Consider the following 20,949-nt stretch of genomic DNA (forward strand, 5'->3'; position numbering starts at 1 on the left):
ATAAGGGGAACGGAAATGCCTTTGGACTGGGACAAGCTGCGTATCTTTCACGCCGCGGCGGAGGCAGGTTCGTTCACCCACGCCGCGGAAAAGCTGCACCTTTCCCAATCGGCGATCAGCCGTCAGGTCAGCGCGCTGGAGCAGGATGTCGGCATCAAGCTGTTCCACCGCCATGCCCGCGGCCTGATTCTGACCGAGCAGGGCGAATTGCTCTACCGCACCGCCCACGACGTGCTGCTGAAGCTCGAATCGGTGCGCGTGCAGCTGACCGAGAACACCGAAAAGCCGAGCGGCCGCCTGCGCGTGACCACCACCGTCGGCCTCGGCCAGGGCTGGCTGACCGACAAGATCCAGGAGTTCCTGCAACTCTATCCCGACATGCAGATCCAGCTCATCCTCGACAACGAGGAGCTGGACGTGAACATGCGCCATGCGGATTGCGCCATCCGCCTGCGCCAGCCGCTGCAATCGGACCTCATCCAGCGCAAGCTCTTCACCGTACACATGCATGTCTATGCGGCGCCCTCCTACGTCAACCGCTACGGCGAGCCGCAGTCCATCGAGGATCTCGACAGCCACAAGATCATCACCTTCGGCGAACTGGCCCCCGGCTATCTGATGGACCTGAACTGGCTGGAGACGGCCGGACGCACCTCCGACAATCCGCGCACGCCCATTCTCCAGATCAACAGCCTCACCTCGGTGAAGCGCGCATGCCTTCTGGGAATCGGCATAGCCATGCTGCCGGACTATATCGTCGGCCGCGACCCGGGCCTTCTCCAGCTTTTCACCAGCGCCGACGTGCCCTCCTTCGACACCTATTTCTGCTATCCGGACGAAATGAAGAACGCCGCCAAACTGAAAGCCTTCCGGGACTTCATCGTGGCGAAGGCACGCAACTGGAATTTTTAACGCCGCAGCGCCTTTAAACCTGGAATTTTATTCGACATTCCGAATAAATGACGAAACATGGCGCAAGACAATGCAAATATGCATGGCTGATTTGCAAAATAAGGTATTGAAGATAAAGCCAGCAGGCACCATATCCCCAATTAGCTGATGCACCGTGTGGACGGCTCCGGTCGGTTCCACAGCAGCAGCTGTTCCCCTCTGGAGGTTAATTGACCTTCAAACTTAAAAGGGCCCTGGATTTCCAGTGGCCCTCTTTTTTTGCCTTCAGTTTTTTCCAATTGATCAAAAAAAATGAAATTGCATGGCAGACATGCACAAAAATGCATTGCTTTATGCTCAAAAAACCGCCATATCGCACATAGCTGATGCACTTTGGTGGCCTTCTCCCAATGCCACCGCAGCAGCTGTTCCCCTCTGGAGGTTATAGACCTTCAAACTTAAAAGGGCCCTGGATTTCCAGTGGCCCTCTTTTTTTGCCCGCCGGTAGCCTTTCCCCACCTTCTTGCAAATCCGTGCGCGCGGCATCATATTGATCATCGTAAATTCAAATATCGAAAAACATCGATACGAGAAGACGATGGACCGCGACGAAATCCTCAAGGCGCTTTCCCATCCCGCCAGGGTGGAAATGCTGAAATGGCTGAAGGAGCCCCGGCTCCACTTTTCCGCTCAGGAACATCCGCTGGAAATGGGCGTGTGCGCCAGCCAGTTCGAACGTTGTGGCCTGTCGCAATCCACCGTTTCCACCCATTTGTCCACGCTTCAGAAAGCCGGGCTCGTGACGACCCGAAAGGTGGGGCAATGGGTGTTCTACAAGCGCAACGAACCCGTCATCCAGGCTTTCCTGAAACGGATGTCCGACGACATCTGAACTCCCCTCCAAGCCCTGCATCCAAGAGGACGAAACCATGAGCACATTGTTCGAGCCCGTCACGGCCGGCGACCTTAAACTCGCCAACCGCATCGTCATGGCGCCGCTGACGCGCAACCGGTCCCCGAACGCCGTACCGGTCGACATTACCGTCACCTACTACGCCCAGCGCGCCAGCGCCGGCCTTCTGGTTTCCGAAGGCACGTCGATCACCCAGCAGGGTCAGGGCTATGCCGACGTGCCCGGCCTCTACAAGCCGGAATCGCTTGCCGGCTGGCGCAAGGTCACGGATGCCGTGCATGCGGCGGGCGGCAGGATCGTCGCGCAGATCTGGCATGTGGGGCGCATCTCGCACACCAGTCTCCAGCCGAACGGCGGCCAGCCTGTCGCCCCTTCGGCCATCAAAGCCAATGCCAAGACCTACATCATCAATCCCGACGGCAGCGGCGGCTTCGCGGAAACCTCGGAGCCACGCGCTCTGGAACTCGATGAAATCCCGGGTATCCTCGAAGACTACCGCAAGGCCGCCCGCGCCGCCGTAGACGTCGCCGGCTTTGACGGCGTGGAAATCCATGCCGCGAACGGCTATCTGGTCGACCAGTTCCTGCGCTCCGGCACCAATCACCGCACCGATGCCTATGGCGGCCCGGTCGAAAACCGCACCCGCTTCCTGTTCGAGGTGGCCGAAGCCGTCGCCAACGAAATCGGCGGCGGCCGCACCGGCATCCGCCTCTCCCCGGTCACGCCCGCCAACGATGCGTCCGACCCGGAACCGCAGCCGCTGTTCAACCGCGCCGTCGAGCGGCTTGCCCCGCTCGGCCTCGCCTTCATCCATGTCGTCGAGGGACAGACCGGCGGCGCGCGCGATTACCAGCAGGGCGAAAATCCGTTCGACTACGTCGCCTTCAAGGCCGCCTACCGCAATGCGGGCGGCAAGGGCGCATGGCTGGTCAACAACGGCTATACCGGGGAAACGGCCGCCCACGCCGTCGAAAGCGGCTATGCGGACCTCGTCTCCTTCGGCCGTGCCTTCATCGCCAATCCCGATCTGGTGCGCCGGCTGAAGGAAAAGGCGCCACTCAACGCCCCAGACACGGCAACCTTCTATGGCGGCGGCGAAAAGGGTTACACCGACTATCCGGCCCTCGCCTGAACCAACGAATCAAAGGCTGGCGGGGAGGAAACTCTTCGCCGGCCATTCGCACCGGCGCCGGCACCGACACGCTCAGAAGCGATCCTCGATCTCCGTCTCGATCGGATCGCTGCCGTCATCGAATTCGCGGCGCCAGATGCCTTTGGCATCCTGATAGACGATCTGCTTCGCCTCCCCGGCTGCCATCTGCGCCGTCGCCACGATACGCGCCGCTTCCAGCGCATCTGCATGGCTTGGGAAAGCCTCCGAATAGGCCCCGTTCTGACGATAGGCCCAGCCGCCGTCATGGGGAACGACTTCGTAAACGATCCTGGTCATGCCTTCCTCCAACGTGTTTTTCTCGTTTTTCCAGGCCGGGAGGCTGCTTTCGCACGCGCCCTGTCGCAGAAAGATCACACCATCCCTGACGCCGGCCCCAGTATTGTCTCAAAAAAACGCGATAGCAATCGCGCGTTTTGTACTCCCGGCTGGAACCTTACGGCGAAAAAACCGTTCCCAACCGAGGAGCTGCCCGGTAATCCCGCATCGCCTGGCAGAACGTCCACCCTGACCGACAACGGTACACCGTGGAGGGACCCGGTTTTGAAAAGACTTGATATTATTGACGGAATGCGTGGATACTTTCTTGTTTTCATGCTCATCAATCATCTCATATTCACGGGCGGCTACTGGCTCGTCGAGATCAACCACCGCCAGTTCGCCTTCGTCGAAGACGCTCAGGGATTCGTCTTCCTGTCCGGTCTCCTGACCGGCATGATCTACTCCCGCCGCATGCTCAAGAGCGGCTACGCCGCCGGGCGCGACCAGATACATCGCCGCGTTTTCGAGCTTTATTATCATGCGATGGCGATCATTCTTCTCATTCTCGTCGCCCAGTTGCTCCTGCCCGGCGCGTTCCGCATCTGGGACAACTGGCTGGGCGGCACGCGCCTCAGCGACCCGCTGCGACTGGCGACGATCGCCACCTTCCTCTTCCAGCCGACCTTCATGGACATTCTGCCCCAGTACATCATCTACATGGTGGTGGCGCCGTTCGCGATCCGCATGTGCCTCGACGGACGCTGGCGAACGGTCGCGACGATTTCCCTGCTGTTGTGGCTGGCCGGCCAGCTCGGCCTGCAACGCGTGCTCACCGTCCCCCTCGACGGGCTTCTCTCGGGTGGCGTGGAAGGCAAGGAGGGATTGCGGGTCAGCTTCAATCTGCTGGGATGGCAGATCGTGTTCTTCGCGGGCATCATCGCCGGCGCGCTGACCTCAATGCGCGAGATCAACTGGTCCGAGGTCTTCCATCCGGAGCGGACGTTCCTGCCCAAGCTGGCGCTTGCCATATGCCTTTTCTTCATGCCGCTGCGCATTCTCACCGCGCATGGCCTGATGCCCGAAGCGGTGCTCGCCAAATTCGCGACGATGGAAATCCGCGCCGATCTCGGCCCGGTCTATCTGATCAACCTCGCGGCGGTCTTCTACGGCGTGACCTGGCTTCTGATCGCCGGCGCGCGCCACCGCAACACGATCGTGCAGAACGTGTCGGCCGCGCTGAACTGGCTGTTCACCCGCAGCTATCTCCAGCTGCTCGGCCGCCATTCGCTGCATGTGTATATCTGGCACGTCGTCATCGTGTACTTCGTCTTCTATATCGACGGACTGACGCCGGAACTGACGCAGGCGACGAAGACCGTCATCGCCATCACCGGCGTCCTGCTCCTGAGCCTGCCGGCGCTCTACCGGGAACGCACGCGGGTCGTCGCGCCCGCACCGGCGGTCCCTGCCCGCCAGCAGGGATAATCGGTAACGGCACACCGCAAACGCAAACGGCCGGGGCTTTTCACCCCGGCCGTTTTTTCATCTCGATGCGACGGAAGACTTACTTGCAGGCGGCGGCAAAGCGCTGGATGCGCTTGCAGGCTTCCTCGAGCAGCTCTTCCGACGTCGCATAGGAAATGCGGAAGTTCGGGCCGAGGCCGAAGGCCGAGCCGTGAACGACGGCCACACCTTCCGTTTCCAGAAGCTCGGATACGAAATCCTCGTCCGTCTCGATCACCTTGCCCGACGGCGCCGTCTTGCCGATGAGGCCGGCGCAGGAAGGATAGACGTAGAACGCACCTTCCGGCTTCGGGCACACGATGCCGGTCGCCTGGTTCAGCATCGAGACCACGAGGTCGCGGCGGCCTTCGAAGATCTTCTTGTTCTCGGGAATGAAATCCTGCGTGCCGTTCAGCGCCTCGACGGCGGCCCATTGCGCGATCGAGCAGGCGCCCGAGGTCTGCTGCCCCTGGATCATGTCCATCGCCTTGATGAGCGGCAGCGGGCCGGCTGCGTAGCCGATACGCCAGCCGGTCATGGCATAGGCCTTGGAAACGCCGTTCATGGTCAGCGTGCGGTCGTAGAGCTTCGGCTCGATCTCCACCGGGGTGACGAACTTGAAGTCGCCATAGGTCAGGTGCTCGTACATGTCGTCGGTCAGAACCCAGACATGCTCGTGCCTGACCAGGACGTCGGTCAGCGCCTTCAGCTCGTCGTGGCTGTAGGCCGCACCCGACGGATTGGACGGCGAGTTGAAGATGAACCACTTCGTCTTCGGCGTGATGGCCTTTTCGAGATCCTCGGCCGTCAGCTTGAAGTTGTTCTCCTGCTTCGTGGAAACGAAGACCGGCGTGCCGCCGCACAGCGCCACCATTTCCGGGTAGGACACCCAGTAGGGCGCGGGAACGATGACTTCATCGCCCGCATTCAGCGTCGCCATGAAAGCGTTGAAAAGAATCTGCTTTCCGCCCGTGCCGACGATGGTCTGGGCCGGCGTGTAGTCGAGACCGTTCTCGCGCTTGAACTTGGCGACGATGGCCGCGCGCAGTTCCGGAATGCCGGCCACCGGTGTGTACTTCGTCTCGCCGCGGTTGATCGCGTCGATGGCGGCCTTCTTGATGTTGTCCGGCGTATCGAAATCCGGCTCGCCGGCGCCGAGGCCGATCACATCCCGGCCTTTCGCTTTCAGATCGCGGGCTTTCTGCGAAACGGCAATGGTGGCGGAGGGCTTCACACGGGAAAGGGCATCGGCAAGGAAGGCCATGACGTTGGGTCCTGATTGGTTAAAGACGATCCGGAAAGCCTGCTTCCGGAGACCCCGTTTCTATGTCGAATGTGGGGGCCGGTTTCAAGTCAAATTTCCGGCGGGCAAAGGCGATCTGCGCCCCGCGCCGGCCGCGACGGCCCCGTCCCGCTGCGAATGGAGCGCCCGCGACCGGCAGCTTGCAAAGCCGCGCGCGGCACCGCTCGGCATCCCCTCTCCCGCCCGCTTGAAAACATGTAACGCAATATAACAGACTGTTAAAATTTATTCATAAATATTAACGGATTAACCATATTGTGCAACGCCACAATATCGCCACGATAAATGCCGTGGACCGCCTTTTTTCGGTCCCCCTCAAGTCTCTTTCCCGGAGCCATTTAGGACTCGTTCGCAGGCAAGAAACGAGGACGAAACAATGGAACGCAAAACTGTTGCGAAAAACGCCAACCGCAAAGCGGCCGGCAGCGCAACCGTCTGGGCCGGCGCCGCTCTCGTCGTCTGGTCGGGAGTGCTGGTTGCCGCCGCCGCATTCTCCGGCCTTCTCGGCCCGTTGACCCGCCACGATCTCCTGATCGCCGCCGTCGGCGCCGGCTTCGTCGTCATGGCCTCCGCCAGCGTCTTCCTGCTTCGTCAGGACGTGAACCAGTACCTTTCCTCCGCCCGCAGCCAGAACCGCCGCACCCGTCATTAAGCAAGCCCCACCGGAAACCCCTCCCATGTCTACCGACACGCACGCAAAGCACGCAGAAACCGTTCAGAAGGCCAGCTTCTCCCCGATGGAGAAGTGGATATTGATCGCGCTTTCGACCGTACCCTTCTCCTGCCTTCTGCTCATCACCGACGGCTTCGGCAGCCTGACCTCCCACTGGCTCTGACGGCCGCTTACTCCCGATGAAACGCGGGCCGATTATCCGGCCCGCGCGCCTTGCAGGAAAATCCGCGCCCTGATAGAGCGCCGCAATGCCCGGCCGCCGGCCGTTTTCCGCACAAGGCACAGAGATGACCCGCATTCAGGCCAACCTGGTTCTGCTCCTCGCCGCCGCCATATGGGGTGGAGGCTTCGTCGCCCAGTCGACGGCGATGGAGGTGATGGCTCCGTTCTGGTTCGTCAGCGTGCGCTTCATGGTGGCGACTTTCGTGATCCTGCCTTTCGCGCTGGCGGAAACCTCCCGCGCAACCCGGCCATTGACCCGCCCGGAACGCGCCTCCTTCACCGGTGTCGGCATTGCCCTCCTCGGCGGGGCGACCGTGCAGCAGGCGGGCCTGCTGACGACGACCGTGACCAATGCCAGCTTCCTCACCGGGCTCTACGTGGTCCTCGTGCCCGTCATCTCGCTGGCGCTCTTCCGCCGCGCGCCGCACTGGATCGTCTGGCCCGCCGCGCTGACGGCGCTCGGCGGCATTTATCTTCTGAGCGGCGGCGATCTTGCGGCCCTGACGGGCGGCGACCTGCTGGTCATGATCTGCGCCCTCTTCTGGTCGATGCAGATCATCCTGGCCGGCCACGCCGTTCGCGCCACGGGCCGGCCGCTCACCCTCTGCGCCTGGCAGTTCGCCGTCACGGCGCTGGGCAGCGCGGTCATCGCCGCCGTCACCGAACCTTTCCACGTCGAGGCGCTGAGGCAGGCCTATCTGGAAATCCTCTACGCCGGCACGCTCGCCTCCGGCCTCGCCTTCGTGCTGCAAGTCGTCGGACAGCGCCATACGCCCGCGCCCCAGGCCGCCATCTTCCTCTCGTCAGAGGCCCTGTTCGGCGCCCTCTTCGGCGCTCTTCTTCTCGGCGAAAGCCTGCCGGTCAGCGGCTATGCCGGCTGCGCCCTGCTGTTCGCCGCCGTCGTCGCGGTCGAACTGGTGCCCTTGTGGGCCCGCAGGCGCACGATCGCCGCCCGGCTGGCCGAGGGCACGCCCTGAGCAAAGCCGTCCGGGCAATAGTACAAAAGTTTTCGTTCCGGCCGGTATATCGGCCTGCGAAGGCCGCACCCGGCGCCCGCAGCGCGTCATCGCGCAACAAGCCGGGCGGAAATGCATGCAAATCGGCGAGGCAACGCGCAAACGGGCTCGTTTTCGCCCGCATTCCGCAAAGTCCACTGCTGTTTTGGGGCAGCACTTAAAAAACTTTTGCTTGCCAATTCTGAATAAACACAGCACTCTATCCATGTTCGGGCAACTTGCGAGCATGGGAAGACCTATAACTGATGCGCGCCGGAGACGCTTACAGTTCCGGGTGGATCACAACTTAAGGATTTCGCGATCCAGCAGGAGTAATCTGCGATAAAGACGGGCCCCTTTCCTCACATTTCAAGAACTGCCTGCCCAAACGCCCGTAAGGGCAAAATCGCAATGCTGTCCGCCGGAAACGGGCAGAGTGAAAAGGACCTGATGAATGGCCGAAACTGGCATTGTTAAATTCTTCAACACCGACAAGGGCTTCGGTTTTATCAAGCCTGACAACGGTGGCGCAGACATCTTCGTACACATCTCAGCCGTTCAGGCCTCCGGTCTGTCCGGTCTCACGGAAAACCAGAAGGTAAGCTTCGACACGGAACCGGATCGTCGCGGCAAGGGCCCCAAGGCCGTCAATCTCCAGATTACGGGCTAAGGCACCTCACCGGCCTTCAATTCTAGTTGAAGCCCGGCAGGCGTGCCGGGTTTTTTTGTTCAGCCACCATTCAGGCTGAAGGCGCTATCCCTTTCCGGCATGACGTTGCGCTCAAAGCGCAGTCAGTGCCCACGGAGGTAAACGCCATGAACCGTTCGATTCGAACCGCCATTCTCTCTCTCGCCGTCGGCGCGACAGCGCTTTCGGGCGTCTCCCCCGCTTTTGCCGATGGCTGGCGCCGCCACGGTCATCCTCCGGTCGAGCGCCGCCACGATCGCGGCGAAGCGGCGGCCCTCGGCGTCATCGGCCTCGCAACCGGCCTGATCGTCGGCTCGGCCATCGCCAACGGCCGCCAGAACGACGCACCGGTCTACGATGCCTATCCGGTCGATCCCTACCGCCATGCACCGCCGCCGCCGGCCTATTACGATGCGGACCGCGATTACTATCCCGAAACGCCGCGCCGCTACAACGCCCAGGCCTCTCGCGTCCAGGCCCTGGAGCCGTGGAGCCGCGGCTGGTACGATTATTGCGCCGACCGCTACCGCAGCTTCGATCCGTCGAGCGGCACCTATGTCGGATATGACGGCAACCGCCACTTCTGCACGGCGGGCTAAAGCATTTCCGGCAAAACTGCGCAGCGGTTTTGTGTCCTGAAATGCACAAAAACAAGGAGTTGGAGCGTTTCCATCGTTTTCGTGAAAAGATGAAACGCTCCAACGATCACGATCCGGCGGGCTGTGTAACCTCGTCCTGCCAGCCATCCGGCAAACCGAACAGGCCGGAAAAACCCGCCTCGCCCTTGCGGGAAACCGACAGCGCCCGCCCCTCGGGCATGCGCGCCACCCAGCCGAGATCGAGGCAGCGTGAAAGAAGCTCCGCGCCCAGACGCCCGCCGAGATGCGGGCGCCTTTCGCTCCAGTCGAGGCACGTCCGGCACAAAGGGCGGCTGCCCTTCTTTGCCGGCGCGAGCGCCAGCCCGAAATCGCAGAAGAAGCGGTGCCCTTCGTCGGTGACGATCCCCGCTCCCTCCGCCAGCGAAATGAACCCCTTGTCACTCAGCGTATCCGCGAGCGCCACCGCAAGACGCCCCGCCATGTGGTCGTAGCAGGTTCGCGCCAGCCGGAGCGCCTTGTCGCGCGGGCCGACGGGATGGTGACGCGCGGGTGCGGCGGCGGCGACCACCATCAGCGCCTGCATGGCTTCCGCCACGTCCGCCGACGCCAGGCGATAATAGCGGTGCCGTCCCTGTTTCTCGACCGCGACCAGCCCCGTCTCGAGAAGCTTCGCCAGATGCCCGCTCGCCGTCTGCGCCGTCACGCCAGCCAGCCGGGCCAGTTCACCCGCCGTCAAGGCCCGCCCGCCCATCAGGGCGGTGAGGATGCTGGCGCGCGCGACGTCGCCGAACAATCCGGCCACCTCGGCAATCGTATTTGCGGAAATCATCTTCGACATGCCGACACCATAGCAACGCCGCGGGACCCAGTCAGCCCGGGACGGTTCGGCCGCGGCCGAAACATCGCCGGGCCGCGAAAGGCTAGAGGACGCATCGAACACCCCTTCATGCAGCCCGTGGAAGACTGATGCCCGACACCCCCAAGCTTTCGACCGAACTCGCCCTCCTGCTGGTGCTTTCCACGCTCTGGGGCGCCTCCTACACCTTCATCAAGATCGGCGTGGAGACCATTCCGCCGGTCACGCTGATTGCCGCGCGCACGTTGATCGCCGGCGCGATCCTTGCCGCCGTCATCCGCGCGCGCGGCCTTGTCTGGCCGAAAGACCGGGGCACCTGGGCGCTCTTCCTCGTCCAGGCCTGCCTGAACAGCGTGCTGCCCTTCACCCTGATCGCCTGGGCGCAAACCGTCATCGACGCCAGCCTCGCGGTGATCCTCAACTCCATGACGCCGATCTTCGCCTTCCTGCTGACCGCGCTGGTGACGCGGCACGAAAGCGTCACGGCCCGCAAGGCGTTCGGCGTCGCCACGGGCCTGATCGGCGCCTGCCTGATCGTCGGCATCGAAGCCTTCGGCGGACCGGGCCAGACCCTCTGGGCGCAACTGGCGGTGCTGGCCGCGACGGTGTCCTATGCGGGAGCGGCGATCTTCGGAAAGAATTTCAGCAATCACGACCCCATGATCCCGGCGGCGGGATCGCTCGTCGCCGGCGCGGCGATTCTTCTTCCGCTGAGCCTCGTCGTCGACCGGCCGTGGACGCTGGCGCCATCCGGCAGTTCGCTGCTGGCGCTCGCCGCCCTCTCCGTCTTCTCGACGGCGCTGGCCTTCTCGATCTATTTCCGTCTCATCCGCACGCTGGGCTCCGTCGGCGCGACCGCGCAAGCCTATCTGCGCGTGCCGGTCGGCGTCGTGATTGGAATGGCCCTGCTCGGGGAAAAGCCGGACATCGCCGTCTGGGTCGGCTGCGCCTTCGTGCTGGCGGGCGTCGCGGCGATGACCGTTCCGCCCCGCCGTACCAAAACGCTCAAAGCCCCTTGAGAAACGGATTGTTCAGCCGTTCGTCGCGGATGCGGCTTCCGGGCCCGTGGCCGCAGAGAAAGCCGACATCGTCGCCCAGCGGCAGAACCTTGTCGCGGATGGAGGCGAGAAGCTGATCGTGGTCGCCGCCCGGCAGGTCCGTCCGGCCGACGGAACCGTTGAACAGCACGTCGCCGGCATGCAGAAGCCTGTCCGCACGGTTGAAGTAGACGACGTGGCCGGGGGCGTGGCCGGGGCAATGCAGGACTTCGAACGTATGGTCGCCGAAGGAAAGCACGTCGCCTTCGTCGAGCCAGCGGTCCGGCACGACGTTGCGCAATCCGGCGATGCCGTATTTCTCCGCCTGCGTCTCGATCCGTTCGAGCAGCGGCAGGTCGTCCCTGTGCGGACCGATAATATCGATGCCGAGCTTTTCCTTCAGTTCCGCCGCGCCGCCCGCATGGTCGAGATGGCCGTGCGTGAGCCAGATAGCCTTGAGCGTGATGCCGTTCTCCTCGACGACCCGCAGAATGACGTCGACATCGCCGCCCGGATCGACGATCACGCCTTCCTTGGTTTCGTCGTCGAAAAAGATCGTGCAGTTCTGCTGAAACGGTGTCACCGGAATGATCCCGGCCTGAAGCTTGCCCATGAAACGCTCCTCGCGATGTGTCCATTCCATATAGGAAGAAAAGGCCGCATGGAAAACCGCCGGAGGGTAAACCCGCCGCAAAAGGTCGCGAGGAGCCGGTGAAGCGGCGGAAAACCTGAAATCAGATGTTGATTGTTCGGTTTTTTCCCGGTTAATCCAATGCCGGAAGCATCGCGCCCCTGCTGCCGCTCGTCAGGCCTTGTGCCGGAGCATGGCGCGCGGTGCGGCAATGTGAGGAATCATTCGCGTGACGCCACCGCCTGAGACCGGAAACGCCAGGAAAGTGCAGCCGACGCTGCCCGCCGTCGACGACGGCAGCATCGACTTCGAGCTCATCGAACTGTTCTTTTTCGCCTACCGGGATTTCACGTCCGATCCGGATGCCATCCTGGAGCGCCTCGGTTTCGGCCGCGCCCATCATCGCGTCGTCTATTTCGTCAGCCGCCAGCCGGGCATGACCATCGCCGACCTGCTGGAAACTCTCCAGATCACCAAGCAAAGTCTCGCCCGGGTCCTGAAGCAGCTCATCGACAACGGCTACATCCGCCAGATGGCCGGGCCGGAAGATCGCCGCCAGCGCCGGCTCTATCCGACGCTTTCGGGCCGCGAACTGGCACTTGCCCTGTCGGAGCCGCAGTCCCGGCGGATCGCCCGGGCAACCGCCGGAATGTCGCTGGCGGAAAAGGAGACGATCCGCCGTTTCCTCTCCGCCATGCGCGACAAGAAGGACTGAGACCGAACCGCGCTTACACAACGAGGCAGGCATGACCGCTAAGCCGATCCCCACCGATGACGCCGCCCACCTGCTCGTGGTCGACGACGACACGCGCATCCGCAACCTGTTGAACCGCTACCTGATGGATCAGGGTTTTCGCGTGACGGTCGCGGCTGATGCCGCGGAAGCGCGCCGGAAGCTCGAAAGCCTGCATTTCGACCTGCTGATCCTCGACGTCATGATGCCGGGCGAGACCGGGCTGTCGCTGACGGAATCGCTGAAGGACAGCCGGGGCGACATTCCCGTCATCCTGCTGACCGCCCGTTCGGAATCCGAATCGCGCATCGCCGGGCTGGAGGCCGGGGCGGAGGATTACGTCTCCAAGCCGTTCGATCCGCGCGAACTGGTGCTGCGCATCAACAACATCCTGCGCCGGGCGGCAGCCACCAACGCCCCGAAGATCGATCAGGTCATCTTCGGCCCCTTCACCTATTCGGTCGCCCGCAAGGAATTGCGCCGCGGCGCGGAATCGATCCGCCTCACCGACCGCGAACAGGAGATCATGACGCTCTTCGCGCTGCGGGCCGGCGAGACCATTCCCCGGCACGAACTCATCGGCGACGATGCGGAGGTGGGAGAGCGGACCATCGACGTCCAGATCAACCGGCTGCGGCGCAAGATCGAGGACGACCCCGCCAATCCGGCATGGTTGCAGACGGTGCGCGGCATCGGCTACCGCCTCAACATGGACTGAAAGCCTGAGGAAGCGAAAAGCGATTCCCGCTCAACGGCTTGCCGCATTTTCCTGAATCTCCGTGCCAGAGACTTGAATCAGTTTGGAAAGTGTCCAACTTGGAATTGCTCTGACGGGCGCAAAGGCGAAAGGCTATCGACGTGGAGTTCATCAGGCGCCTGAAGAAGTCGCTGGCCGGGCCGGCCGGGTTCCTCTCCCGGCATGTCCTCGACGCACCGGGACGCTTCATGCACCGCCACCTGCCGTCGGGCCTCTTCGCGCGCTCGGCACTGATCATCATCGTCCCGATGCTGCTTTTGCAGATCGTCGTCGCCTTCGTCTTCATGGAGCGCCACTGGCAGCTCGTAACGCGCCGGCTCTCCGAAGCCATGACCCGCGACATCGCCACCATCATCGATCTGGTCGAGACCTTTCCGGACGACGCCATCGATGAGGAGATCGTCCGCGTCGCCCGCGTCAGGATGGACCTTTCCGTGTCCATCGAGGACCACACGGAGCTTCCGCCGCCGCGCCCCCGGCCGTTCTTCTCGATCCTCGACGACATTCTCGCCAACGAGATCAACCGGCAGATCCGCAGGCCGTTCTGGATCGATACCGTCGGCAACAGCAACCTCGTCGAAATCCGCATCCAGCTCGACGACCGCGTGGTGCGCGTGCTGGCGCGGCGCAGCCAGACCTATGCCTCCAACACCCATATCTTCCTGGTCTGGATGGCCGGCTCGTCGATCGTCCTCCTCGTAATCGCCATTCTCTTCCTGCGCGGGCAGATCCGCCCGATCCTGACGCTTGCCCGGGCAGCCGAGAGCTTCGGCAAGGGCCAGAAACTGTCCGAGCCCTTCCGCCCGCGCGGCGCCGTCGAGATCCGCAAGGCGGGCCATGCCTTCATCCTGATGCGCGAGCGCATCGAACGGCAGATGGAGCAGCGCACGGCCATGCTCGCGGGCGTCAGCCACGACCTGCGCACCATCCTCACCCGTTTTCGCCTGCAACTGGCGCTCGCCGGCGACATGCCCGAACTGGCCGGCATGGACAAGGATGTCGACGACATGCAGTCGATGCTCGAAGGCTACATGGCCTTTGCCCGCAACGAGGCGGAGGAGGACGTCGGCACGCTCAACCTCAGGAGCCTGTTCGACAAGCTGAAGGCGGATTGCGCGCTGGTCGACCTGCAACTGGAATGGACGCTGAGCGGCGACGAAACCGTGTCCGTCCGCCCGAATGCCTTCACCCGCCTGATGAACAACCTGATCGCCAACAGCCAGCGCTATGCCGACAAGATCCGCATCGAGGCCGTTCACAGCGCCCGGTGGCTGACGGTCATTGTCGACGATGACGGGCCGGGCATTCCGGCCGAATCGCGCGAGGACGTCTTCAAGCCGTTCTTCCGGCTGGACGAGGCCCGCAATCTCGATACGTCTGGAACCGGCCTCGGTCTTGCCATCGCCCGCGATGTCGCCCGCAGCCACGGCGGCGACATCACCCTCGACGACAGCCCGCTGGGCGGCCTGCGCGCCTTGGTGCGGCTGCCCGCCTGACGGGCTATGCCGGTCGGAAAAGAGACAAACGCCTCAGCACATCTTCCGGCCGTCCGGCACGCCGCGCTCGACGGATGCCAGCACGATGGCGCCGTTCTCGTCCTCGAAACCAAGGGTCAGGACCTCGGAGCGGAAGGGACCGATCTGGCGCGGCGGGAAATTCACGACGGCCAGAACCTGCCGACCGAGAAGGCTTTCGGGCGTATAGTGAACGGTGATCTGGGCCGAGGATTTGCGGAGGCCGATCTCCGGCCCGAAATCGATCTTCAGCTTGAAGGCCGGCTTGCGTGCTTCCGGAAAGGGCAGAACCTCGACGATGGTGCCTGTGCGAATGTCGACCTTCTCGAAATCGGCATAGGTGATTTCGTCGCTCATCGGTTCCTCCTCAGACGGAAAGCTCTTCGGCGCGCTTGCGCGCGGCTTCGACGGCCTTGTCGAACAGCGGCTGCAAGCCGTCGTCCGCCATCAGGAGCGACAGCGCCGCCGCAGTCGTTCCGCCGGGAGAGGTCACGTTCTTGCGAAGCGTTGCCGCGTCATCGGGGGACTGGTGAAGCAATTCACCAGCCCCCGAGACGGTTTCCCGTGCGAGACGCATGGCGAGGTCCGCCCGCAGACCGGCTTTGCGGCCTGCTTCCGCCAGGCACTCGACGAGATAGAAGACATAGGCCGGGCCGCTGCCCGAAACGGCAGTCACGGCGTCGATCTCGGCTTCGCTGCCGACCCATTCGACGGGACCGCTGACCTTGAGAAGCGAATCGACCGCCAGACGCTGTTCCTCGCTGACACGGCTGTTGGCGAAGGCGCCGGTCACGCCGCGCCCGACCATCGCCGGCGTATTCGGCATGGCGCGCACCGTGGCGGTTTCGCCGAAGAATTCCTCGAAGGAAGCGATTGTCTTGCCAGCGGCGATGGACACCACCACCGTTTCCGGACCGACCAGCGCCGCCAGCGCCGGCGCGACGGCGGCCATGACCTGCGGCTTCACCGCCAGGAACAGAATGCCCGCCTTCACGCCTTCCGGCGGCGCGGTCACATGCTTGGCTCCGGCCCGGGACACCATGTCCACGAGCGCCTGCGACGGCAGCGGATCGAGCACGACCACATGGGCGCCCGGCACCCCTTGCGTGAGCCAGCCGGAAAGCAGCGCGCCGCCCATATTCCCGGCGCCGACCAGAACGAGCGGTCCGGATTTGAACGACGGAGCCGTCATCACGCCTCACCCACCGTTTCGAAAAGGACGGCATCGAGCGCGCTTTTCGCCTCCATGCCCGACCAGACGACGAACTGGAAGGCCTGGAAATAGGCTTCGCAGGCATCGAGCGCGTTGGACAGCAGAACCTCGACCTGGCGGTTGGTGGGCTCGGCGCCGCCGGCCAGCAGCAGCGACTGGCGGAAGATCACCACGTCCTCCTGCCGCCACAGGTCGAAATGCCCCATCAGCACCTGACCGTTGACGAAGGACAGGAGCCGCATGACCTCGGTCGCCCGCTGGTCCGGCACCCGGATATCGAAGGCGCAGGCCAGATGCAGGGCTTCCGCATCCTCCATCCAGGAAAAGGACACGTGGTAATCGGCCCATTTCCCCGCGACCGTCATCGCGATTTCGTCTTCCCCCGACCGCTCGAAAGACCAGTCGTTCGTCGCCGCGACGAACTCGATCATGTCGACCGGGTTGGACTGGCGGCGTTCGATTTCAAATTCCCTAAGGCTCATGCGGCACCTTCTCGACCGGAAAGAATGCGTAGCTCGTGCGCGAACACTCGAAAAACACAGACGATTTTACCGGAAACAACACTTGCGACGATTGCCAACAGCCCTTCAGATAACGCACGCACCCTGCCTGAAGCTTTCGTTGCCGTTTCGAATCATCATTTAAAATCAGTGTATAACGGCGGAGTCGCATCGCCAGCCCCCCTTTGCCGCTTTTTGGCCCGACGGCTGTGGAAACCACTTGCCGCGCCGCCTCAGACGGAGCCTGTAACCGACTCTGGAAACTGGCTTTTTGGGGCATGTCCACAGGCGTGGAAAACGGGCCGAAAAATTTTCGGCGGGCCCCTGAAAACGAGAAAAGGGGAAAGGCACGAACCCTTCCCCTTCCCCCGGATCGGCACGAATCCCGCTCGAGAGCGGATCAGTCCTGAGCGGCGAGCCGCGCTTCCAGCGCCTCGATGCGGGCCTTGAGCGCGTCGTTCTCGTCGCGGGCCTTGACGGCCATTTCCTTCACGGCCTCGAATTCCTCGCGCTTCACGAGGTCGAGGCTATTCAGCCAGCGGTCGGCCTGGGCATGGAAAGCGGTTTCCGCTTCCTTCTTGAAGCCCTGCGCCGCGCCCGCGGCGTCGGTCATCAGCTTGGCGAATTCGTCGAAGATGCGGCTCGGTCCGGTCGTCATGGTCGTAGCTCCTCAATTCCTCCGCAATTCGCGGGGATTTCTACCGTTTGAGTTAGGCCCTCGCACCGGGTGATGCAAGAGTGTGCGCCGCGCATTTGCACCTTGACCGCGTCATTTCGGAACGCCATGTTCCGCCGACGAAAAACGAACGGAAACGAACGACTTGCAGTCAGCAGCAGCCTTCCTCGCCATCTTGCCCTATCCCGAGATCGACCCGATCGCCCTGTCGATCGGCCCGCTGGCCATCCGCTGGTACGGTCTCGCCTATGTCGCGGGCATCATGCTCGGCTGGCTTTATGCCCGCAGTCTCGTTGCGAAGGCGCATCTGTGGCCGGGCGGCACGGCGCCGGCCACCAGGGCGCAGATCGACGATTTCGTCGTCTGGGCCACGCTCGGTATCGTGCTCGGCGGCCGCATCGGCTACATCCTTTTCTACGATCCGGCCCCCGTCCTTGAAAATCCGCTGAGCGCCTTCGCGGTGTGGAACGGCGGCATGTCGTTCCACGGCGGTTTTCTCGGCGCCACGCTCGCGATGATTCTCTTCGCCCGCCGGCATGGCATCCGCATCTGGAGCCTGTTCGACGTCGTTGCCGCGGTTGCGCCGATCGGCCTCTTCTTCGGCCGCATCGCCAATTTCATCAACGGCGAACTGTGGGGCCGCATCAGCGATGTGCCCTGGGCGATGGTCTTCCCCACGGGCGGCCCCTTCACCCGCCATCCGAGCCAGTTGTACGAGGCGGCGCTGGAAGGGCTCGCGACCTTTCTCGTGCTGTTTGCCGCAACCCGCTTCACCGGCATTCTGAAGAAGCCCGGCTTCACCGCGGGCCTGTTCGTAAGTCTTTATGCCGCCTCGCGCATTTTCGTCGAGTTTTTTCGCGAACCGGACGAGCAGATCGGCTATCTTGCGGGGAACTGGCTGACGATGGGCATGATTCTGTCCCTGCCGATGCTCGCTGCCGGAATATGGGCAATGGCCCGCGCGAAGCACAGCGCCTGAACAATCCGTAGAACGAGTCCGAGGCTTTTTGACTGTGACCACGCCGCTCGCCGAAAAGATCAAGAACATCGTCCGGGTCAACGGTCCGATCAGCGTGACCGACTATTTCGCACTCTGCCTGGCCGACCCGGAATACGGCTACTACAAGACCCGCGATCCTTTCGGCCGCGCCGGCGATTTCGTCACCGCGCCGGAAATCAGCCAGTTGTTCGGCGAAATGCTGGGCATCTTCTTCGTTCACGCCTGGCAGCGCCACGGCTCACCGGAGCACGTCCGCCTGGTGGAGATCGGGCCCGGCCGCGGCACGATGATGGCCGACATGCTGCGGGTCGTCTCGCGGCTGGCACCGGAGCTTTACACCGGCACGACCGTGCATATGGTCGAGACCAGCGAAAGGCTGCGCGACATCCAGCGCGAGGCGTTGCAGCCGCATCAGGGCCGCGTGAGCTGGCACGGTGGCTTCGACGAGGTTCCCGAGGGCTTCACGCTGATTGCCGCCAACGAACTGTTCGACGCCATCCCGATCCGCCAATTCGTCAGGACGGCGACCGGTTTCCGCGAACGGCTCGTCGGGCTGGGCGCCGACGATGAACTCGCCTTCGTCACCGGCCCCGCAGGCATCGATCCCGATCTTCTGCCGCCCGGCTCCACGCCGCCGGAAGGCGCGATCTTCGAGATCGCCCCGGCCCGCGCCGCCGTCATGCAGGCGATCTGCGAGCGGCTGCGCACTTTCGGCGGAACCGCGCTCATCATCGACTACGGCCACACCGTCACCGGCTACGGCGACACGCTTCAGGCCGTGCTGAAGCACGAATACGATCCGCCGCTCGCCCATCCCGGCGAGGCCGACCTGACCAGCCATGTGGATTTCGAGAGCCTTGCCGCCGTCGCCTTGGCCTGCGGACTGCATATCAACGGCTGCGTGCCGCAGGGTGACTTCCTGCTCGGCCTCGGCATTCTGGAGCGGGCCGGCGCGCTCGGCCGCGGCAAGGACGCGATCACGCAGGAGGAAATCACCGCCGCCGTCGAGCGGCTGGCCGGCACCGGCCAGGGACGCATGGGCGAACTCTTCAAGGTGCTTGCCGTGTCCAGCCCGGACGTGGATATCGCCCCTTTCCGCCGCGCGCTCGGCGACTGAATCGGAGAAACCGCCATGCAGACCGACGACCGCCCGGAGCCGATCGAAAGCACGCTTCTCAGCGACCGGGCCGGCCACCGGATACGCCACGGCTTCTTCACCCGCAAGGGCGGCGTTTCGGAGGGCATCTACCGCGGCCTGAATGTCGGCATCGGCTCGAACGACGCCCGCGACGCCGTGCATGAGAACCGCACCCGCGTCGCCCGCTGGTTCGGCCAGCCGCTCGAGCGTCTGGCGACCGTGCATCAGGTCCATTCGCCGGACGTACAGGTGATCGGCGCGGGCTGGAACGGCGAGCGCGCGAAGGCCGATGCGCTGGTGACGTCGGAGCCGGGCTATGTCCTTGGCGTGCTGAGCGCCGATTGCGGGCCCATCCTGTTCGCCGATGCCGAAAACGGCGTGATCGGCGCCGCCCATGCCGGCTGGAAAGGCGCCCTGACCGGCGTCCTCGAAAGCACGATCGAAGCGATGATCCGGCTCGGTGCGCGGCGCGAGGCGATCGCCGCCTGCCTCGGACCGTCGATCAGCGGCGCAAGCTATGAGGTCGGCCCGGAATTCGTCGACCGTTTCGTGGCGGCGGACCCGGATTACGCCGCCTTCTTCACGCCGTCCGGAAAGCCGGGACACGCCATGTTCGACCTGCCGGGCCTGACGCTCCTGCGCCTTCGCCGCGCCGGCGTCGTGGCGGCGAGCCTTGGCCTCTGCACCTATCCCGACAGCGAGCGCTTCTTCTCCTACCGCCGCACGACTCATGCGGGCGAACCGGACTACGGCCGGCAGATTTCCGCCATCGCACTGATGGAAGCATGAGCCCTCCCCCTGAAACAAAAGGGGAAATTGCCGCAATTGACACGCCGCCACGCAGGCCCATAAGGTCCGGTTCGACGGGTTTTCCATCGAACAGGGAGGACTGGCACGGTGAACCATTTCAGAGCGGCCCTGCTGGCGGCTCCCCTCCTTCTGGCCGGCTGCAACACCAGCGACGTTCTGATCCCCCGCGAGGAGATCGGCGCGGGCACCGGCACCACGCCGGTGACGCAGGAGGACACCGGCAGGATGGCCCGAAACCCGCCACAGCAGCCTCCTCAACAGGGCACGGCCGCCTACCAGCCGCTGCCGCCGCCGCAGAACACGCTGGAAGCCCAGGCCCGGGCCTTGCAGGACGGCGCATCCGTTTCACCCGCCGCATCGCCGCCCCTTGCCGAAGCGCCGTCGCAGGATGCCGCGGACACGCCCGCGCCGCCGGCCGCCGCGGCGGCGTCGGAACAGGTCGCGTCATTGCCGCCCGCCACGGCGGCGGAAGCGACCACCATCCGTTTCCTGCCGATCATCGGAGCGCCGGTTCAGGCCGTCACGCCGCTCTCGCGCCGGCTCGGCGCGGAAGCCCGCTCGAACGGACTGACGATCAGGAGTACCGGCGACGCCGACGCCGAACACGTCCTCAAGGGTTATCTCTCCGCTTATGCCGACGGCGGGCAGGTCAATGTGGTCTATGTGTGGGATGTTCTCGACGCCGAGGGCGTGCGCCTGCACCGCATCCAGGGACAGGAAAGCGTTCAGGGCAGCGGCCCCGATCCCTGGGCGTCGGTTCCGGCGGGGACGATGGAAACCATCGGCACCAGGACCATCGCGAGCTATCGCGAATGGCTGGCGGCCCGGCGCGGCTAACGGGCCGTAACGGCCGTTTTAACGACGC

25 protein-coding genes are annotated in these 20,949 nt (G+C 63.7%); 17 read left to right on the forward strand and 8 right to left on the reverse strand.

Annotated features, from left to right (window positions below):
* Window positions 1–15: 15 nt before the first annotated feature.
* The 3 genes from NOF55_RS05475 (at window position 16) to NOF55_RS05485 (ending at window position 2,936) form a co-directional block, all read left to right on the forward strand.
* On the forward strand, window positions 16–912 hold the full coding sequence (locus NOF55_RS05475) for a LysR family transcriptional regulator VtlR (RefSeq protein WP_306410335.1): 897 nt from the start codon (window positions 16–18) through the stop codon (window positions 910–912).
* 577 nt (window positions 913–1,489) lie between these two features.
* Window positions 1,490–1,783 carry an ArsR/SmtB family transcription factor gene (locus NOF55_RS05480; RefSeq protein ID WP_306410336.1) on the forward strand — a complete coding sequence of 98 codons (294 nt, stop codon included), beginning with the start codon at window positions 1,490–1,492 and terminating at the stop codon, window positions 1,781–1,783.
* Window positions 1,784–1,820: 37 nt separating this feature from the next.
* Complete coding sequence (locus NOF55_RS05485) at window positions 1,821–2,936, forward strand: alkene reductase (RefSeq protein WP_306410337.1); 1,116 nt, start codon at window positions 1,821–1,823, stop codon at window positions 2,934–2,936.
* Between the two features lie 72 nt (window positions 2,937–3,008).
* Here NOF55_RS05485 and NOF55_RS05490 read toward each other — a convergent pair whose 3' ends face one another.
* Window positions 3,009–3,254, reverse strand: coding sequence for a DUF2188 domain-containing protein (locus tag NOF55_RS05490; protein ID WP_306410338.1), 246 nt, complete (start codon window positions 3,252–3,254; stop codon window positions 3,009–3,011).
* 264 nt (window positions 3,255–3,518) lie between these two features.
* Between NOF55_RS05490 and NOF55_RS05495 the strand changes: the two genes are divergently transcribed.
* Window positions 3,519–4,721 (forward strand): OpgC family protein, encoded by a 1,203-nt coding sequence (locus NOF55_RS05495; protein ID WP_306410339.1) that lies wholly within the window; start codon window positions 3,519–3,521, stop codon window positions 4,719–4,721.
* Between the two features lie 79 nt (window positions 4,722–4,800).
* Here the strand turns inward: NOF55_RS05495 and NOF55_RS05500 are convergent, their stop codons facing one another.
* Window positions 4,801–6,003: a pyridoxal phosphate-dependent aminotransferase gene (locus NOF55_RS05500; protein WP_306410340.1), complete on the reverse strand. Its 1,203-nt coding sequence runs from the start codon at window positions 6,001–6,003 to the stop codon at window positions 4,801–4,803.
* 415 nt (window positions 6,004–6,418) lie between these two features.
* On the opposite strand from NOF55_RS05500, the gene NOF55_RS05505 reads away from it, so the two are divergent.
* From NOF55_RS05505 to NOF55_RS05525, 5 genes are all read left to right on the forward strand, one after another.
* Window positions 6,419–6,694: a hypothetical protein gene (locus NOF55_RS05505; RefSeq protein ID WP_306410341.1), complete on the forward strand. Its 276-nt coding sequence runs from the start codon at window positions 6,419–6,421 to the stop codon at window positions 6,692–6,694.
* A gap of 25 nt (window positions 6,695–6,719) precedes the next feature.
* A complete protein-coding gene (locus NOF55_RS05510) occupies window positions 6,720–6,878 on the forward strand; it encodes a hypothetical protein (RefSeq protein ID WP_306410342.1) in 159 nt (52 codons plus the stop codon).
* A gap of 124 nt (window positions 6,879–7,002) precedes the next feature.
* Window positions 7,003–7,914 (forward strand): DMT family transporter, encoded by a 912-nt coding sequence (locus tag NOF55_RS05515; RefSeq protein WP_306410343.1) that lies wholly within the window; start codon window positions 7,003–7,005, stop codon window positions 7,912–7,914.
* 472 nt (window positions 7,915–8,386) lie between these two features.
* Window positions 8,387–8,602: a cold-shock protein gene (locus NOF55_RS05520; RefSeq protein ID WP_306410344.1), complete on the forward strand. Its 216-nt coding sequence runs from the start codon at window positions 8,387–8,389 to the stop codon at window positions 8,600–8,602.
* A gap of 146 nt (window positions 8,603–8,748) precedes the next feature.
* Entirely contained in the window at window positions 8,749–9,219 is a 471-nt protein-coding gene (locus NOF55_RS05525; protein ID WP_306410345.1) for a BA14K family protein, read from the forward strand.
* A gap of 106 nt (window positions 9,220–9,325) precedes the next feature.
* Here NOF55_RS05525 and NOF55_RS05530 read toward each other — a convergent pair whose 3' ends face one another.
* Entirely contained in the window at window positions 9,326–10,048 is a 723-nt protein-coding gene (locus NOF55_RS05530; protein ID WP_370868951.1) for an ArsR/SmtB family transcription factor, read from the reverse strand.
* Between the two features lie 137 nt (window positions 10,049–10,185).
* Between NOF55_RS05530 and NOF55_RS05535 the strand changes: the two genes are divergently transcribed.
* Window positions 10,186–11,094 carry a DMT family transporter gene (locus NOF55_RS05535; RefSeq protein WP_306410347.1) on the forward strand — a complete coding sequence of 303 codons (909 nt, stop codon included), beginning with the start codon at window positions 10,186–10,188 and terminating at the stop codon, window positions 11,092–11,094.
* On the opposite strand, the gene NOF55_RS05540 is transcribed toward NOF55_RS05535, so the two are convergent.
* Window positions 11,081–11,725, reverse strand: a complete 645-nt coding sequence (locus tag NOF55_RS05540; protein WP_306410348.1) for an MBL fold metallo-hydrolase — start codon at window positions 11,723–11,725, stop codon at window positions 11,081–11,083. The genes NOF55_RS05535 and NOF55_RS05540 overlap by 14 nt on opposite strands.
* Before the next feature lie 247 nt (window positions 11,726–11,972).
* Between NOF55_RS05540 and NOF55_RS05545 the strand changes: the two genes are divergently transcribed.
* The 3 genes from NOF55_RS05545 to NOF55_RS05555 all read left to right on the forward strand — a co-directional run bounded on the left by NOF55_RS05545 (window position 11,973) and on the right by NOF55_RS05555 (window position 14,729).
* On the forward strand, window positions 11,973–12,458 hold the full coding sequence (locus tag NOF55_RS05545) for a MarR family winged helix-turn-helix transcriptional regulator (protein ID WP_306410349.1): 486 nt from the start codon (window positions 11,973–11,975) through the stop codon (window positions 12,456–12,458).
* A gap of 31 nt (window positions 12,459–12,489) precedes the next feature.
* Entirely contained in the window at window positions 12,490–13,194 is a 705-nt protein-coding gene (locus NOF55_RS05550) for a response regulator (protein ID WP_306410350.1), read from the forward strand.
* 227 nt (window positions 13,195–13,421) lie between these two features.
* A complete protein-coding gene (locus tag NOF55_RS05555; RefSeq protein WP_370868952.1) occupies window positions 13,422–14,729 on the forward strand; it encodes an ATP-binding protein in 1,308 nt (435 codons plus the stop codon).
* 33 nt (window positions 14,730–14,762) lie between these two features.
* Here NOF55_RS05555 and NOF55_RS05560 read toward each other — a convergent pair whose 3' ends face one another.
* The 4 genes from NOF55_RS05560 to NOF55_RS05575 all read right to left on the reverse strand — a co-directional run bounded on the left by NOF55_RS05560 (window position 14,763) and on the right by NOF55_RS05575 (window position 17,118).
* Window positions 14,763–15,104, reverse strand: a complete 342-nt coding sequence (locus NOF55_RS05560) for a tRNA-binding protein (RefSeq protein ID WP_306410351.1) — start codon at window positions 15,102–15,104, stop codon at window positions 14,763–14,765.
* A 10-nt stretch (window positions 15,105–15,114) separates the two neighbouring features.
* Window positions 15,115–15,939 carry a pyrroline-5-carboxylate reductase gene (gene proC, locus NOF55_RS05565; RefSeq protein WP_306410352.1) on the reverse strand — a complete coding sequence of 275 codons (825 nt, stop codon included), beginning with the start codon at window positions 15,937–15,939 and terminating at the stop codon, window positions 15,115–15,117.
* A complete protein-coding gene (locus tag NOF55_RS05570) occupies window positions 15,939–16,442 on the reverse strand; it encodes a type III secretion system chaperone family protein (protein ID WP_306410353.1) in 504 nt (167 codons plus the stop codon). Before NOF55_RS05570 ends, proC begins: the two co-directional genes overlap by 1 nt.
* A gap of 418 nt (window positions 16,443–16,860) precedes the next feature.
* Window positions 16,861–17,118 (reverse strand): accessory factor UbiK family protein, encoded by a 258-nt coding sequence (locus NOF55_RS05575; protein WP_306410354.1) that lies wholly within the window; start codon window positions 17,116–17,118, stop codon window positions 16,861–16,863.
* 163 nt (window positions 17,119–17,281) lie between these two features.
* Here NOF55_RS05575 and lgt point away from each other — a divergent pair, with 163 nt between their 5' ends.
* The 4 genes from lgt (at window position 17,282) to NOF55_RS05595 (ending at window position 20,921) form a co-directional block, all read left to right on the forward strand.
* Window positions 17,282–18,115, forward strand: coding sequence for a prolipoprotein diacylglyceryl transferase (gene lgt, locus NOF55_RS05580; protein ID WP_306410355.1), 834 nt, complete (start codon window positions 17,282–17,284; stop codon window positions 18,113–18,115).
* Between the two features lie 34 nt (window positions 18,116–18,149).
* The gene (locus NOF55_RS05585) at window positions 18,150–19,253 is read left to right on the forward strand and encodes a class I SAM-dependent methyltransferase (RefSeq protein ID WP_306410356.1); all 1,104 of its coding nucleotides are present in this window, start codon (window positions 18,150–18,152) and stop codon (window positions 19,251–19,253) included.
* 15 nt (window positions 19,254–19,268) lie between these two features.
* Window positions 19,269–20,063 (forward strand): peptidoglycan editing factor PgeF, encoded by a 795-nt coding sequence (gene pgeF, locus NOF55_RS05590; RefSeq protein WP_306410357.1) that lies wholly within the window; start codon window positions 19,269–19,271, stop codon window positions 20,061–20,063.
* 108 nt (window positions 20,064–20,171) lie between these two features.
* Window positions 20,172–20,921: a hypothetical protein gene (locus NOF55_RS05595; protein ID WP_306410358.1), complete on the forward strand. Its 750-nt coding sequence runs from the start codon at window positions 20,172–20,174 to the stop codon at window positions 20,919–20,921.
* The last annotated feature ends 28 nt before the right edge of the window (window positions 20,922–20,949 follow it).

The sequence above is a fragment of the Ectorhizobium quercum genome, assembly GCF_026552795.1.
In the GTDB taxonomy this organism is placed as follows: domain Bacteria; phylum Pseudomonadota; class Alphaproteobacteria; order Rhizobiales; family Rhizobiaceae; genus Ectorhizobium; species Ectorhizobium quercum.

What these genes read in the sequence shown, in the direction of transcription:
- NOF55_RS05475 (WP_306410335.1), top strand. Translation starts at nt 16, where the DNA reads ATGCCTTTGGACTGGGACAAGCTGCGTATCTTTCACGCCGCGGCGGAG.
- NOF55_RS05480 (WP_306410336.1), top strand. Translation starts at nt 1,490, where the DNA reads ATGGACCGCGACGAAATCCTCAAGGCGCTTTCCCATCCCGCCAGGGTG.
- NOF55_RS05485 (WP_306410337.1), top strand. Translation starts at nt 1,821, where the DNA reads ATGAGCACATTGTTCGAGCCCGTCACGGCCGGCGACCTTAAACTCGCC.
- NOF55_RS05490 (WP_306410338.1), bottom strand. Translation starts at nt 3,254, where the DNA reads ATGACCAGGATCGTTTACGAAGTCGTTCCCCATGACGGCGGCTGGGCC.
- NOF55_RS05500 (WP_306410340.1), bottom strand. Translation starts at nt 6,003, where the DNA reads ATGGCCTTCCTTGCCGATGCCCTTTCCCGTGTGAAGCCCTCCGCCACC.
- NOF55_RS05505 (WP_306410341.1), top strand. Translation starts at nt 6,419, where the DNA reads ATGGAACGCAAAACTGTTGCGAAAAACGCCAACCGCAAAGCGGCCGGC.
- NOF55_RS05510 (WP_306410342.1), top strand. Translation starts at nt 6,720, where the DNA reads ATGTCTACCGACACGCACGCAAAGCACGCAGAAACCGTTCAGAAGGCC.
- NOF55_RS05515 (WP_306410343.1), top strand. Translation starts at nt 7,003, where the DNA reads ATGACCCGCATTCAGGCCAACCTGGTTCTGCTCCTCGCCGCCGCCATA.
- NOF55_RS05520 (WP_306410344.1), top strand. Translation starts at nt 8,387, where the DNA reads ATGGCCGAAACTGGCATTGTTAAATTCTTCAACACCGACAAGGGCTTC.
- NOF55_RS05525 (WP_306410345.1), top strand. Translation starts at nt 8,749, where the DNA reads ATGAACCGTTCGATTCGAACCGCCATTCTCTCTCTCGCCGTCGGCGCG.
- NOF55_RS05530 (WP_370868951.1), bottom strand. Translation starts at nt 10,048, where the DNA reads ATGATTTCCGCAAATACGATTGCCGAGGTGGCCGGATTGTTCGGCGAC.
- NOF55_RS05535 (WP_306410347.1), top strand. Translation starts at nt 10,186, where the DNA reads ATGCCCGACACCCCCAAGCTTTCGACCGAACTCGCCCTCCTGCTGGTG.
- NOF55_RS05540 (WP_306410348.1), bottom strand. Translation starts at nt 11,725, where the DNA reads ATGGGCAAGCTTCAGGCCGGGATCATTCCGGTGACACCGTTTCAGCAG.
- NOF55_RS05550 (WP_306410350.1), top strand. Translation starts at nt 12,490, where the DNA reads ATGACCGCTAAGCCGATCCCCACCGATGACGCCGCCCACCTGCTCGTG.
- NOF55_RS05555 (WP_370868952.1), top strand. Translation starts at nt 13,422, where the DNA reads ATGCACCGCCACCTGCCGTCGGGCCTCTTCGCGCGCTCGGCACTGATC.
- NOF55_RS05560 (WP_306410351.1), bottom strand. Translation starts at nt 15,104, where the DNA reads ATGAGCGACGAAATCACCTATGCCGATTTCGAGAAGGTCGACATTCGC.
- proC (WP_306410352.1), bottom strand. Translation starts at nt 15,939, where the DNA reads ATGACGGCTCCGTCGTTCAAATCCGGACCGCTCGTTCTGGTCGGCGCC.
- NOF55_RS05570 (WP_306410353.1), bottom strand. Translation starts at nt 16,442, where the DNA reads ATGAGCCTTAGGGAATTTGAAATCGAACGCCGCCAGTCCAACCCGGTC.
- NOF55_RS05575 (WP_306410354.1), bottom strand. Translation starts at nt 17,118, where the DNA reads ATGACGACCGGACCGAGCCGCATCTTCGACGAATTCGCCAAGCTGATG.
- pgeF (WP_306410357.1), top strand. Translation starts at nt 19,269, where the DNA reads ATGCAGACCGACGACCGCCCGGAGCCGATCGAAAGCACGCTTCTCAGC.